Below are 14,277 nucleotides of genomic sequence, written 5' to 3'. Positions count from 1 at the left end.
CGCTGCTTCCTTGTATAGGACAGGATGAAGGGTGCGGGTGAAGATGGTACCACGTTATTTAGTAGATTTCTCGCTGGATCAGCTTCCGCGGGTGAAGACCGACGTCATCGTGATTGGTGCCGGGATCGCCGGGCTATTTGCTGCGATAAAAGCAAGCAAGACGAATAAAGTCCTTATGATCACGAAGAAATCGTTAATGGACAGCAACACGCGTTATGCCCAAGGGGGTATTGCCGCGGTCATATCCGAGAATGACTCGCCGGCGTATCACCGCGAGGACACACTAACGGCTGGGGCGGGGCTTTGCTCTCCCCGTGCCGTGGATGTGCTCGTTCATGAAGGTCCGAAGGGCGTGCAGGACCTGATTAAGATGGGGACCCAGTTCGACTATGAAGACGGAGAACTGGCGCTCACCCAGGAAGGCGCGCACAGCCAGCGCCGGATTCTGCATGCTAACGGGGATGCAACCGGTTATGAGATTGTGCGGGCGCTTTCTGAGGAAGCGGGGGGCAATCCGAATATAGAGGTTTGGGATGAACATTTCATTCTGGACCTGATCACGCACGACGGCGAATGCCGGGGTGCGCTCGTACAGCGCCCGGACGGGCAGCGCGTGTTTGTGGAAGGCAAAGCGACGGTGCTTTGCAGCGGTGGGACCGGCCAATTGTACAGGTACACTACAAACCCTGAGATCGCTACCGGTGACGGTATAGCTATGGCGTATCGTGCCGGTGCGGATATTCAGGACATGGAATTTGTCCAATTCCACCCTACGTCCTTATGCTATCCCGGCGCGCCGCGCTTTCTGATTTCCGAGGCGGTCCGAGGAGAAGGGGCTATCCTGCGCAACATTCGCGGCGAGCGGTTTATGGAGAAATATCATCCTCAATTGGAACTTGCCCCAAGGGATATCGTAGCCAGAGCTATCGTGAGCGAGATGGAGAATACGAAGTCGACTTTCGTTTATTTGGATATTACGCATGAATCGCCGGACATGGTAAAGCACCGCTTTCCGACGATCTACGAATTTTGCATGAACTACGGGTTGGATCTCACCAGCGACTGGGTTCCTGTTGCTCCTGCCGCCCACTATATGATGGGAGGAGTCAAGACCGATCTGAACGGAGAGACAAGCGTCAAACGCCTGTTTGCCTGCGGCGAAGTGTCCTCCACAGGTGTACATGGGGCGAATCGGCTGGCTTCCAATTCATTATCCGAGGCCATTGTTTTCGGGCGGAGAATTGTTCAGCGAATTCAGGAAATTGGAGAAGCTGCGCCCACCCCTTCGTTTGCATCGCGTACAAACCGGACGGAACCGCCTATGCAAGCCGTTGTGGAAAAACGGCTAAAGCTGCAAAAAGTGATGGTACGCTATGTAGGGGTCCGAAGAAATCAGAGAGATCTGCAAAAAGGAATAGAGGAACTAAAGCGCCAGCTTCCAATTTATGAGGCGGTACTTACAAAGCGGGAAGAATATGAATTTGCGAACCTGTTGACTTGCGCGCTGCTCACCAGTGAAGCGGCCCTTTTGCGGGAAGAGAGCCGGGGCGGGCATTACCGGGAAGACTTCCCTGAAAGGGATAATCTGCAATGGCGCAAACACATCGTGTTGAACAGGGAGCGCGGCATCATCGAGGAGTGGGTAGAAGATGTTGTTTATGAATAAAATACAAGTGATCCAGTCCATTAGGCAATGGCTGGCTGAAGATATCGGATCAGGAGATATTACAACGATGGCGACCATCCCTCAGGACCATCAGTCCGTTGGGATCATTCATGTAAAGGATACGGGTCTAATCGCGGGGCTTCCTTTTGCGGAAATGGTATTTCATGAAGTGGATCCTTCTTTGCAAGTAACGGTTAAAGCTCAGGACGGCGATTCCGTAACCCGGGGAACCGTAATCATGGAGGTAGAAGGAAGCACGCACAGTATTCTTACAGGAGAAAGACTTGCATTGAACCTTATGCAGCGGCTATCCGGCATAGCGACGAAAACAAGACAATTCTTAGACGCGCTGGAAGGATTACCTGTGCGGCTTGTCGATACACGTAAAACGACGCCGGGCCACCGCCAATTGGAGAAGTATGCCGTTCGTGCGGGAGGCGGGGCTAATCACCGATTCGGGCTTTACGATGCAGTTATGATCAAGGATAACCATATTAAAGGGTCCGGCGGCATTACCCAAGCTGTCCTGAATGCCAGGAATGTCATTCCTCATACTATGAAAATTGAGGTTGAAGCCGAGAATCTGGAGCAGGCAGCGGAAGCGGTGCGTTCCGGGGCTGACATCATCATGCTGGACAATATGAGCAACGAGCGGATGGCGGAGGCTGTAGCCTACATTCGCAAAGAGGCCCCTCATGTGACGATTGAAGCATCAGGCGGCGTTTCTTTGGAAACCATTAAAGGTATCGCATTAACAGGAGTAGATGTCATTTCGGTCGGGGGCCTTACCTATTCGTTCCGCTCGCTGGATATCAGCCTGGATCTGAATGGGAAGAAGGAGGAATAAAGCTTGATTCTGGTTATTGATGTAGGGAATACTAATATTGTTCTTGGCGTATACCGCGGCAAGGAACTGCTTCATCACTGGAGACTCAGCACAAACCGTTCCACTACAGTGGATGAGTACGGTATCGCAATTTATAATCTATTTCAGCATGCGCGGATCGGGTTGCATGATGTGGAAGGAATTATTATCTCTTCCGTTGTTCCGCCGCTGATGCATACGCTGGAAAGTCTTTGTGAGAAATATTTAAAGAAGACACCGTTGATCGTGGGGCCGGGGATTAAAACAGGACTGAACATCCGATACGAAAATCCGCGGGAGGTTGGAGCGGACCGCATTGTGAACGCGGTAGCTGCGATCGAGTTATACGGTCCTTCCCCGCTGATCGTCGTGGATTTCGGGACAGCTACGACTTTTGATTACATTGATGAGCAAGGGCAGTATTTGGGGGGAGCCATTGCTCCCGGCATCGGCATTTCAACAGAAGCGCTGTACCAGCGTGCCGCCAAGCTGCCGAGAATAGAATTAACGAAGCCTAAGAGTGTCGTAGGGCGGAACTCCATCGCTTCTATGCAGGCAGGCATTATTTATGGTTACGCAGGCCAAGTGGACGGCATTGTCCAGCGGATCCGGGAAGAGTACAGCCCGGAGGCCAGAGTGATTGCAACAGGGGGACTGGCCGACCTGATCTCCAGCGAATCCAAAACCATTGAATTGACTAACCCGCTGTTGACCCTGCAGGGTCTGCAGATGATATATGAACGAAACGTGTAAAAATAGAAGTTGATCGCCTGGCGGTCGGCATAGGAGGATGAACCATGAAGGACTACTTAATCCGGGGTACGGCGCTGAACGGCAAGGTCCGTGCTTTCGCAGTGAACACGACGAACCTCGTGGGAGAACTAAGCCGGCGGCACGGCACGTATCCGACAGCTACGGCAGCATTCGGCCGTACTTTATCGGCTGCTGCTATGATGGGGGCCATGCTGAAAGGCGAAGAGCATCTTACCATCCAAGTGAAAGGGAACGGCCCGATCGGGCAAATTGTAGTCGACGCCAATGCCAAAGGAGAAGTCCGGGGCTATGTCGATAATCCGGAAGTTCATCTGCCAAGCAATGCGCTGGGCAAGCTGGATGTGGCAGGGGCCGTAGGGACGGAAGGATTTATCCATATTATTAAAGATCTTGGCTTGAGAGAGCCCTACCGCGGAAGCATACCGATCGTTTCCGGGGAGTTGGCAGAGGATTTTACGTACTATTTTGCTAAATCCGAACAGACGCCTTCCGTTGTATCTCTTGGCGTTCTTGTTGAGACGGACGGAAGCGTCATCGCTGCAGGCGGGTTTATTATTCAATTGCTGCCGGGTGTGACAGATGAGGAGATTGACGGGATTGAGCGTCAGTTGGGCAGCTTGCCGCCAATCACCTCTTTGCTGAATCAGGGACACACCCTTGAGGAAATCTTGAACCGCGTGATTGAGCCGGTACAGATCATGGATCAGAATGATTTGGTTTTTAAATGCAAATGTTCTCGGGAACGGGTGGAACAGACCTTAATCAGTCTTGGTAGAGCTGAGATCGAAGGGATTATCGAGGAAGACGGGAAAGCGGAAGTGGTATGCCATTTTTGCAATGAAGCATATGAATTTAATGGGGAAGAACTGGCGGAGATTTTGAAGAAAGCTTCTTCATAACAGGATTTATAAAAAAGCAAAATTCCCTTCCATAGTGTAGATGGTAACGAATGACACTTGGCTGTTGACAATGATTAGGCGGGTTGTTATCATATGAATATAAAACCTACTTATTTACTCGGATTATTCATAACATATACTATGGGAGGGTATCATCATGGCTAAATTAGTTCAGAGCGTTACGGAGTTGATCGGCGGCACGCCGCTTGTTCGTCTCAACCGCGTGGTTCCGGAGGACAGCGCTGAGGTTTACGTGAAGCTGGAGTTCCAGAACCCCGGCGCAAGCGTGAAGGACCGTATCGCCATTTCTATGATCGAGACGGCGGAGAAAGAAGGCGTACTGAAACCGGGCGCTACGATTATCGAACCTACCAGCGGAAATACAGGTATCGGTTTAGCTATGGTAGCCGCTGCGAAAGGTTACAAAGCCATTCTAGTCATGCCGGAAACGATGAGCATGGAACGCCGCAACCTGCTGCGTGCCTACGGCGCCGAGCTGGTGCTTACACCGGGAGCGGAAGGCATGAAAGGCGCGATCCGCCGTGCGGAAGAGCTGCAAGCGGAGAATCCGGACTATTTTATTCCTCAGCAATTTAAGAATCAAGCTAACGTGAAAGTTCACGTAGAGACCACAGGTCCTGAGATCGTAGAAGCAATTAAAGGGCATGATGGACAGCTTGATGCTTTCGTTGCCGGGATCGGTACAGGCGGAACGATTACAGGTGCGGGAGGCGTTCTGAAAGAGAATTTCCCCGGCATCCAAATTTACGCCGTAGAACCGGCAGGCTCGCCAGTTCTATCCGGCGGTAAGCCAGGCCCGCACAAGATCCAGGGAATCGGAGCAGGTTTCGTTCCTGACATCCTGAATACGGAAATCTACAACGAGATTATTCAAGTAGAGAATGAAGATGCGTTTGCAACGGCCCGCCGTGTAGCGAAAGAAGAGGGCATTTTGGGCGGTATCTCCTCCGGTGCTGCTATCTTTGCAGGCCTTCAGGTAGCGAAGAAGCTGGGTAAAGGGAAGCGCGTTGTAGTTATCGTACCAAGCAACGGGGAACGGTACCTCAGCACGCCGCTATATCAATTTGAAGATTAATTTTAAATAGAATAGAGAGAAGCTGTCCGATAGGTAGTTCACCTATAAGGACAGCTTCTTTTTTACTACATTGGAAGGGATATCATCCCATCTGAAACGGTATATGTAAAGGTAAGTTTTAGTCTTTGGAAGGATGGTTTTGTTTTGGGCGGGAATGGAGTATACTTTTGTCAATGTTACAGCAGCGGAATGCTGCGGGGGGATGGAAGGTCTTGAGTATTGTGACTTTGGCTCATTGGAAAGAATGGGCGTTGACTTATAAATGGCTTCCTTACATAGAAAGGCATGAGCTAAAGGAAGGCGGGAAACCGCTGTCCTGGGAGAAAGTTTGGGCTCAGGCGGGGGAAGAAGCAGTAATACTGGAGAGCGGAAAGGACGGCCGGTACACGTATGCAGCTGTAAAGGCAAGAATGACCATTCGCGGGAAAGGCGATACGGCTGAATCTTGTCATACGGACCCGGTGTCCGGACGTACTGTGGTAAGGAAACACCATACCAAGCCGCTGGAGGCGGTCAAGACATGGATGGCGCCTTACCGGACACCCAAGGTAGAGGGTGCCCCTAAATTTATAGGCGGCTGTATCGGATACTGGAGTTACGATATCATCCGTTCCATCGAAAAGCTGCCTTTACAAGCGAAGGATGACCTGCCGTTTCCGGATTATTTCTTTATGATGGTCGAGGAACTGTGGATCCTGGACGAGAAAGAACAAGCATTATACTGTGCTGTTCATCAGCAGAGTAGTGAAGAAGAAAGCCTTGAGCAATCGTTCTCCAAGGCGGCTCAACGCGCTTCAGATATGAAGAAGCGCTGGGATGAATGGACTGCAGTTGACCCGGCTCTGGAGCAGTCCACCCAAGCTAAACGGGATCTATTGTCACGGACAGGCTTAGGCATTGATGTTGAGCAAGTAGACGGGGTAACCACTGTCTTTACAAAAGAACGTTTTATGCAGGCAGTGCTGCAGATCCAGGAATACATCAGCCAGGGGGATGTCTTTCAGGTGAACCTGTCAGTCCGCCAGAGCAGGCCGCTGATTACGCCGCCGGAAGAGATTTATGAATGGTTACGGTTGTTTAACCCCTCTCCTTATATGGGGCTGCTGCGTTTTGACGGGATGCATCTGGTTTCGGCTTCTCCGGAGCTGCTGGTGGAAACCGACGGCGAAACGGTCAGCACCCGTCCCATCGCGGGCACAAGACGAAGGGGCAGGACGGAACAGGAAGACGCTGTTATGGCTGAGGAACTCCGGTCCAGCGAGAAAGAGCGGGCGGAGCATATCATGCTGGTCGATCTGGAACGCAACGATCTGGGACGCATTTCCGAGTATGGCAGTGTACAAGTGGAAGATCTGATGGTGATCGAGTACTACTCTCATGTCATGCATCTGGTGTCTGAAATAAAAGGCCGTCTCGCGGATGGGAAGGATGCCTATGACGTCATTGCCGCGTCCTTTCCTGGCGGCACGATCACAGGGGCTCCTAAGATTCGTACAATGGAAATCATTGAAGAATTGGAACCGACACGGAGAGGGCCTTATACCGGCTCAATTGGATGGATTGACTATAACGGTAATATGGAATTTAATATTACTATACGTACACTTGCTGTTGCCGGCGGAATGGGCCATATTCAGGCGGGAGCCGGCATTGTAATCGATTCCGATCCGGAGCGGGAGTACTACGAATCCTTAAGCAAGGCGAAAGCGTTATGGAAAGCCATTCAATATAGCGAACTATACAGAAAACAATCACATCATTATTGATTTGCTGCTAATAAAAATAGGAAGTTAAAGGAGGACACCGGTATGATATTGGTTATTGATAATTATGATTCCTTCACTTATAACCTGGTGCAGTATCTTGGCGAATTGGGCGAGGACATTGTGGTCAAACGTAACGATGAAATCAGCCTGGAGGGGATAGAAGCCCTGCATCCGGATCATATTCTCATCTCGCCGGGTCCTTGCTCCCCTAATGAAGCGGGAATCAGCCTTTCCCTGATTGAACATTTCAAAGGAACCGTCCCTATTCTCGGCGTATGCCTTGGGCATCAGTCGATCGGACAGGCTTTTGGCGGCGAAGTTGTCCGCGCGGAGAAGCTGATGCACGGGAAGACCTCGGAGATTTTACATGACGGCAAAACGATTTTTGAAGGCATTCCTTCCCCTTATACAGCTACCCGGTATCATTCGTTGATCGTACGCCGGGAAACGCTGCCGGATTGTCTGGAAATCAGCGCAGAGACTGCAGAAGGGGAAATTATGGGCCTTCGCCATAAAGAATACCCGATTGAAGGGGTTCAATTTCATCCGGAATCCATCATAACAGACCATGGCAAGCAGCTGCTGCGCAATTTCTTGTCCCAGCGGGCTAAGGCCCTAAAGGAATAAGGCAATGATCCTTAGTATAAACGGACAGATGTATACAGAGAAAGATGCCGTGATCTCCGCATTAGATCACGGTTTTCTTTATGGGATCGGCTTGTTTGAAACTTTCCGGACTTATAGTGGGGAACCTTTCGCTTTGGATTTGCATTTAGAGAGAATGCAAAGGGGCTGCCGGGAACTGGGGATCAGTTGGAAACCGGATGAGAGGCAGCTCAGGATGCAGATAAGCGGTATGCTGTCGGCATCCGGTTTGGAAGACGCTTATATCAGGTATACAATTACTGCAGGACCGGACATTCTAGGTTTGCCGTCGGGCGATTATAGCAGGCCTACGGAAGTTATTTATATGAAAGAGCTGCCTCCTCCGGCTGCCTCTGTACGGCCGGCAAAGGCGCTGCAGTTACTGCAGCTGCGGCGGAATACACCTGAAGGGCCCGTGAGGTTTAAGTCTCTTCATTATATGAATAACATTCTGGCAAAGAGGGAAGTATCTACGTACCCTTGGGCACAAGGGTCGGAGGGGTTGATGCTGACGGCTTCCGGACATGTGGCTGAAGGGATCGTCAGTAATTTGTTTTGGGTGAAGGACGAGGTATTATATACTCCTTCGCTGGAAACCGGAATTCTGCCGGGTATCACCCGTGCCGTTGTTATTCAGCTGGCTGAGCAGGCAGGCATCCAGGTTGCAGAGGGACTTTACACATGGAATCAGGCGGCAGAGGCTGATGAAATCTTTTTGACGAATTCGATCCAGGAGCTGACACCTGTTCATATGCTCTATGACACAGCGGGTAAAGCTTACCCGATTCATTGCCCAGGCCCCCTTACCGTGCAGCTTCAACAACAATACCGGACTAAAGTAGGGAACTAACATGACTTTTTCTATTAATAAAAATTCCCCCTCACATAGAGTGCTTGAATATAACGGGATGCGCCTTGAGCTAGGCAAGCGTACGCTGATTATGGGGATATTGAATGCGACACCGGATTCGTTCTCTGATGGAGGGCGTTATATTTCCGTGAATTCTGCTGTAGAGCAAGCAGGGCGCATGTTGGAAGAAGGGGCGGACATCCTCGACATTGGCGGGGAATCTACACGTCCAGGAGCTGAGCCGGTAGATGAGCAGGAGGAGCTGGAGCGGGTGCTGCCGGTGATCGAGGCGGTTCGATCCGCTTTCGGTCCGTCACTGCCGATTTCTATTGACACATACAAGCCCAACGTAGCTCGTCAAGCCATAAAAGCCGGGGCCCATATCATTAACGATATTTGGGGCTTTCGGGGAGATCCGGTGATGGCGGAAACGGCCGCGGCTTTAAGATGTCCTGCTATTCTTATGCATAACCGTCAGCAGATGGATTATACAGACTTCCTGACCGATGTGATTCAGGACCTGCAGGAAAGTATCCGTATTTCTCAAGATGCCGGTATTCCCGAAAGCAGCATTATTTTGGATCCCGGAATCGGCTTTGCCAAAACACAGGATCATAATCTCCAATTAATGAACAACCTTGAACGCATTGCGGCCCTAGGCTATCCCGTACTTCTCGGCACCTCGAGGAAAAGATTCATCCGGTCGATACTGGACCTTCCAGTGGATGATGTTATAGAAGGAACGGTCGCTACTACGGTGATCGGAATCATGAAAGGCTGCAGTATTATTCGCGTACATGACGTGAAAGCCAATAAGCGGGCGGCTCTGATGGCGGATGCTGTGATAAGGTCATAGCCTGGATTCCGTATAAAAAGGAGACTTTTAGGAAATGGATAAGATCATTCTTCGGAAAATGAAGTTTTTCGGATATCACGGGGTGTTCCCGGAAGAGAATAAATTGGGGCAGCGGTTTTATGTGGATGCAACTTTATTTTTCGACATTGGCCCTGCAGGCAGCAACGACGATTTAGAGAAAACCGTGAATTATGCTGAAGCGTATTACACAATCAAGAAGATTGTCGAACAAAAGCAGTTTAAATTAATTGAAGCGCTTGCGGAGCATATTGCAACCTCGCTGTTGGACACTTATACTATTATAAATGAAATTGAGATCCGGGTGACTAAACCTCATCCGCCTTTTGATATTCATTTTGAGGGCGTCACAGTCGAGATTCACAGGAAGCGGGTTCAAGCATGACAGAGTATACTTCAGATGCGGATCAACCTGCTTACATTGCGCTTGGCTCCAATCTTGGAGACCGGGAGGCCTACTTGCGCCGTGCGATTGCAGAGCTTCATCATCATCCGCTGATCCGGGTGGACCGCTGTTCTTCCATCTATGAAACCGAACCGGTAGGCTATACAGAACAGGCTGCATTCCTGAACATGGCGATAGCTGTTACCACCTCGCTATCCCCTATGGAACTTCTGGAAGCAATGCTCCACGTGGAACAATTGCTTGGACGGGTTAGGGATGTAAGATGGGGACCGCGGACGCTTGATCTGGACTTACTTTTGTACGGAGAGTATACGAGCAATGATGAAAAGCTGATTCTGCCTCATCCGCGTATGCATGAACGCTTGTTTGTGTTAATTCCCCTGTTGGACGTGCTGCATCAAGAAATCCTGCCCGACGGACGTTCCGTGAAGTCCCTGGTGCAGGCAGCGGATGGAAGGGACGGCATCAACCTATGGAAATCAGTTCATTGGCACAGCGAATCAGGGCGTTTCGAAAGCTGAAAGGACATACTCAGCAGGAGCTTGCGGAATTATTAGGCGTATCGGTTGCTGTGCTGGGGGCCGTAGAACGCGGTTCGCGTAAACCTGATGGTAAGTTGTTGAAGAAAATAGCGGAAGCTTTAAATATTGATGTAGAAGAATTGACATCTTAGAACAGCTGCAAGAAAGCTGCGGCATAAGGAGGTAACAACGTGGGACTCAAGATAGGCAATATAGAAATGAAGAACCAAGTGGTGCTGGCTCCGATGGCGGGCGTATGTAATCCGGCGTTCCGGCTGATAGCCAAAGAATTCGGCACAGGTCTCGTATGTGCGGAGATGGTCAGCGATAAAGCCATTTTGCACGGCAACAAAAGGACCATTGAAATGCTTTATGTGGATGAGCGCGAAAAGCCGCTAAGTTTGCAGATTTTTGGCGGGGACCGCGAATCGCTCGTAGAAGCTGCAAAAGTTGTCGATAAGCAGACCAATGCTGATATTATCGACATCAATATGGGGTGCCCTGTACCGAAGATCACCAAATGCGATGCGGGAGCACGCTGGCTGCTGGATCCGGACAAAATCTACGAGATGGTGTCTGCGGTCGTGGATGCGGTAGATAAGCCGGTAACGGTCAAAATGAGAATCGGCTGGGATTCAGAGCACATCTACGCGGTTCGCAATGCACAAGCGGTTGAGCGGGCCGGCGGAAAGGCAGTCAGTGTACATGGACGTACCCGTGAACAGCTATACACCGGCAAAGCGGACTGGAACATCATCCGCGAAGTGAAAGAAGCGGTGAACATTCCGGTGATTGGAAACGGGGATGTCCTCACTCCGGAGGATGCCAGACGTATGCTTGACACTACCGGAGTAGACGGTGTGATGATTGGGCGGGCAGCTTTGGGTAATCCATGGATGCTTTACCGTACCATCGAATACCTTACAACCGGCGAGCTTCCCGAAGAACCGACACCGCGCGACAAGCTGCGCATCGCAACGCTGCATCTGGACCGCCTGTCGGCATTAAAAGGGGAGCACATTGCTGTTAAGGAAATGCGCAAGCATATGGCGTGGTACCTGAAAGGCATGAAGGGCGCTTCCCGCGTAAAAGACAGCTTGATGGAAGCTACGAAACGGGATGAAATGGTATCCCGATTCCAAAGCTTTATCGACAGCTTGGAGCAGCTTGCGGATGAGCCTGTAGCATCCGTTGCAGTGGAGCATTCCGCCGTCCATTAACCGCCGGGTGATGGGGCTTAGCTCCCCTTTGGGAACGGCCTTCGTGCTCATTGACAATTGGTCTGGAGTGCAATATAATCTTGCAATATATATGCCGAATGGAGAAATTTTCAAGTTTTCCGGTAATATACTTTAATGAAAAGTGAATTCATAGTTGATATGAAAATTGTTCACGCGACGGGAGATTTTCGATAATGAGCGAAAAAGAAGTCATCCTCACCCCTGAAGGCCTAAAGAGACTTGAAGAAGAGCTGGAGAACCTTAAATCCGTTAAGCGCCGCGAAGTCGCGGAAAGAATAAAGGTTGCTATTGGTTACGGGGATATCAGTGAAAACTCCGAGTATGAAGATGCTAAGAACGAGCAGGCATTTATTGAAGGCCGGATCATTACCCTTGAGAAAATGCTTCGCAATGCGCGTATTATTAACAACGACGAAGTCGATATTAATACCGTTAGCATCGGATCGACCGTAACTGTAGAAGATCTGGAATTCGGTGACACCGTGGAGTATGTTATCGTTGGTACAGCGGAGTCCGACCCTATGCAGAATAAGATTTCTAACGAAAGCCCGGTAGGAAAAGCGATTCTCGGAAAGACCAAGGGTACGGTTGTAGACGTTAACGTTCCTGCTGGCATCATTCAATATAAAATTGTAGATATCAAAAAATAAACTGTGTATAATAAACAAGAATTAAACGACATTGAGAAAGCTTCCGCGGGAAGCTTTTTTCGTTAGATACCGATAGGAGTTGAACTGTTGTGACTGATCATGTGACTGAGAACCATGAGACGGAATTAAATGAGCTGCTGGTCATCCGGCGCAATAAATTGGACGAGCTGCGTGCATTGGGCTTGGATCCGTTCGGCCAGAAATATGTGCGTACCCATACGGCCAAAGACATCATTGGCGCCTACGATGCTTTCTCCAAAGAGGAGCTGGACGAAAAGGCGGTTGAAGTGAGCTTGGCCGGCCGTATTATGCAGAAACGGGGAATGGGCAAGGCAAGCTTTGCACACATCATGGATATTACGGGCAAAATTCAGATTTACGTTCGTCAGGACACAGTGGAAGAGGCCAAATATCAAGCCTTTGACCTGTTGGATTTGGGCGATATCGTAGGTGTGAAGGGGACGGTTTTCAAAACCAAAACAGGCGAAATTTCCGTGAAAGCAAAGGAACTAGAAGTCCTGTCTAAATCCCTGTACCCATTGCCGGATAAATATCATGGCCTGCAGGATGTGGAGCTTCGTTACCGTCAGCGTTACGTGGATCTGATCATGAACCAGGACGTTCAACAGACCTTTATTGCACGTTCCCGCATTATCCAGTCGATGAGACGCTATCTGGATTCTCTGGGCTACTTGGAAGTGGAAACTCCGACGCTGCACACCATTGCCGGCGGAGCTTCGGCACGTCCTTTTATCACCCATCATAATGCTTTGGACATGCAGTTATATATGCGGATCGCGATTGAGCTTCATTTGAAGCGTCTTATCGTCGGCGGTCTGGAGAAAGTATACGAAATCGGCCGGGTATACCGGAATGAAGGCATTTCCACACGCCATAATCCGGAATTCACGATGATCGAATTGTATGAAGCTTATACAGATTACAAGGATATTATGAAGCTGACGGAGGAACTCATCGTTCATATTGCGCAAGAAGTGCTTGGGACAACAACCGTTGACTACCAGGGTCAAAAAGTGGATCTAGGCACACCATGGCGCCGCGTATCTATGGTAGACGCTGTACGCGATGTAACTGGTGTGGACTTCAGCCGTGAAATGTCCGATGAAGAAGCTCGTTCGCTCGCTAAAGAGCACAAAGTTCCTTTTGAGCCGAATATGACCTTTGGGCATATTTTGAATCAATTCTTTGAGCATTTTGTAGAAGAGACGCTGATTCAGCCTACTTTCGTATACGGGCATCCTTTGGCGATTTCTCCGCTGGCGAAGAAGAACGAGGAAGATCCGAGATTCACGGACCGTTTCGAGCTCTTTATCGTAGCGCGGGAGCATGCTAATGCCTTTACCGAGCTTAACGATCCGATCGATCAGCGCGAGCGGTTTGAGGCGCAATTGGTGGAACGCGAACAAGGGAACGATGAAGCCCATATGATGGACGAAGACTTTATCCGTGCTCTGGAATACGGTATGCCTCCTACAGGCGGACTGGGCATTGGGATCGACCGGCTTGTGATGCTTCTTACCAATCAGCCTTCCATTAGGGATGTACTGCTGTTCCCGACCATGCGTGAACGGGCTCTGGATTAAGTGTAAATAGAAGCTTTGCGGGTGTCATAAACTTCCAATGTATAAAAGCTTGCAAAGTGGTTTTGATCTGTGGTATCTTATTTAAGTCGCCGCTGACGAGAACGAAAAGCGCGCGGCGGTGACTGAATAAGAGTCATCTGCGTTTGATCTTTGAAAACTGAACATCGAGCGAATTAAGCAGTCACATGACAGTGACTTTAAAAAATAAGTCAGCTAGTGCTGAAACGAAGATCCTTGTATGAGGGTCGGAGGCTTCAGCCGGAATGAGTCATCAGCTTTTCTTTTATGGAGAGTTTGATCCTGGCTCAGGACGAACGCTGGCGGCGTGCCTAATACATGCAAGTCGAGCGGAGTAGAAGAGAAGCTTGCTTCTCTGATACTTAGCGGCGGACGGGTGAGTAACACGTAGGCAACCTGCCT

Annotated in this window: 15 protein-coding genes and 1 rRNA gene; all 16 read left to right on the top strand. The window is 49.9% G+C overall.

The window, feature by feature from the left end:
• The first annotated feature begins 43 nt into the window (after window positions 1-43).
• On the top strand, window positions 44-1,666 hold the full coding sequence (nadB, locus tag ACFSUF_RS03710) for an L-aspartate oxidase (protein WP_377600384.1): 1,623 nt from the start codon (window positions 44-46) through the stop codon (window positions 1,664-1,666).
• Window positions 1,650-2,513 carry a carboxylating nicotinate-nucleotide diphosphorylase gene (gene nadC / locus ACFSUF_RS03705; RefSeq protein WP_377600284.1) on the top strand — a complete coding sequence of 288 codons (864 nt, stop codon included), beginning with the start codon at window positions 1,650-1,652 and terminating at the stop codon, window positions 2,511-2,513. The genes nadB and nadC overlap by 17 nt, the downstream gene beginning before the upstream one ends.
• A 3-nt stretch (window positions 2,514-2,516) precedes the next feature.
• The gene (locus ACFSUF_RS03700) at window positions 2,517-3,284 is read left to right on the top strand and encodes a type III pantothenate kinase (RefSeq protein ID WP_377600282.1); all 768 of its coding nucleotides are present in this window, start codon (window positions 2,517-2,519) and stop codon (window positions 3,282-3,284) included.
• Between the two features lie 44 nt (window positions 3,285-3,328).
• Window positions 3,329-4,204, top strand: coding sequence for an Hsp33 family molecular chaperone HslO (gene hslO / locus ACFSUF_RS03695; RefSeq protein ID WP_377600281.1), 876 nt, complete (start codon window positions 3,329-3,331; stop codon window positions 4,202-4,204).
• A 157-nt stretch (window positions 4,205-4,361) separates the two neighbouring features.
• Window positions 4,362-5,300: a cysteine synthase A gene (cysK, locus tag ACFSUF_RS03690; RefSeq protein WP_377600279.1), complete on the top strand. Its 939-nt coding sequence runs from the start codon at window positions 4,362-4,364 to the stop codon at window positions 5,298-5,300.
• Window positions 5,301-5,512: 212 nt separating this feature from the next.
• Window positions 5,513-7,066, top strand: a complete 1,554-nt coding sequence (locus tag ACFSUF_RS03685) for an anthranilate synthase component I family protein (protein ID WP_377600277.1) — start codon at window positions 5,513-5,515, stop codon at window positions 7,064-7,066.
• Between the two features lie 42 nt (window positions 7,067-7,108).
• Entirely contained in the window at window positions 7,109-7,693 is a 585-nt protein-coding gene (gene pabA / locus ACFSUF_RS03680) for an aminodeoxychorismate/anthranilate synthase component II (RefSeq protein WP_377600275.1), read from the top strand.
• A gap of 4 nt (window positions 7,694-7,697) precedes the next feature.
• Complete coding sequence (gene pabC, locus ACFSUF_RS03675) at window positions 7,698-8,561, top strand: aminodeoxychorismate lyase (protein ID WP_377600273.1); 864 nt, start codon at window positions 7,698-7,700, stop codon at window positions 8,559-8,561.
• A 1-nt stretch (window position 8,562) separates the two neighbouring features.
• Complete coding sequence (gene folP / locus ACFSUF_RS03670) at window positions 8,563-9,417, top strand: dihydropteroate synthase (protein WP_377600271.1); 855 nt, start codon at window positions 8,563-8,565, stop codon at window positions 9,415-9,417.
• 34 nt (window positions 9,418-9,451) lie between these two features.
• On the top strand, window positions 9,452-9,820 hold the full coding sequence (folB, locus tag ACFSUF_RS03665; protein ID WP_377600269.1) for a dihydroneopterin aldolase: 369 nt from the start codon (window positions 9,452-9,454) through the stop codon (window positions 9,818-9,820).
• Window positions 9,817-10,362, top strand: a complete 546-nt coding sequence (folK, locus tag ACFSUF_RS03660) for a 2-amino-4-hydroxy-6-hydroxymethyldihydropteridine diphosphokinase (RefSeq protein WP_377600267.1) — start codon at window positions 9,817-9,819, stop codon at window positions 10,360-10,362. The genes folB and folK overlap by 4 nt, the downstream gene beginning before the upstream one ends.
• Entirely contained in the window at window positions 10,314-10,514 is a 201-nt protein-coding gene (locus tag ACFSUF_RS03655) for a helix-turn-helix domain-containing protein (RefSeq protein ID WP_377600265.1), read from the top strand. The genes folK and ACFSUF_RS03655 overlap by 49 nt, the downstream gene beginning before the upstream one ends.
• 66 nt (window positions 10,515-10,580) lie before the next feature.
• A complete protein-coding gene (gene dusB, locus ACFSUF_RS03650) occupies window positions 10,581-11,582 on the top strand; it encodes a tRNA dihydrouridine synthase DusB (RefSeq protein ID WP_377600382.1) in 1,002 nt (333 codons plus the stop codon).
• Window positions 11,583-11,776: 194 nt separating this feature from the next.
• Window positions 11,777-12,253 (top strand): transcription elongation factor GreA, encoded by a 477-nt coding sequence (gene greA, locus ACFSUF_RS03645; RefSeq protein WP_377600263.1) that lies wholly within the window; start codon window positions 11,777-11,779, stop codon window positions 12,251-12,253.
• Between the two features lie 89 nt (window positions 12,254-12,342).
• Window positions 12,343-13,857, top strand: a complete 1,515-nt coding sequence (lysS, locus tag ACFSUF_RS03640) for a lysine--tRNA ligase (protein WP_377600261.1) — start codon at window positions 12,343-12,345, stop codon at window positions 13,855-13,857.
• A gap of 282 nt (window positions 13,858-14,139) precedes the next feature.
• Window positions 14,140-14,277 (top strand): 16S ribosomal RNA (locus ACFSUF_RS03635); the annotation flags it as partial.

The organism is Paenibacillus gansuensis, assembly GCF_042684925.1.
Taxonomy (GTDB): domain Bacteria; phylum Bacillota; class Bacilli; order Paenibacillales; family DY6; genus Paenibacillus_N; species Paenibacillus_N gansuensis.
Note: the sequence above shows the minus strand (reverse complement) of the source record. Positions and strands in the feature narration are given on the sequence as shown.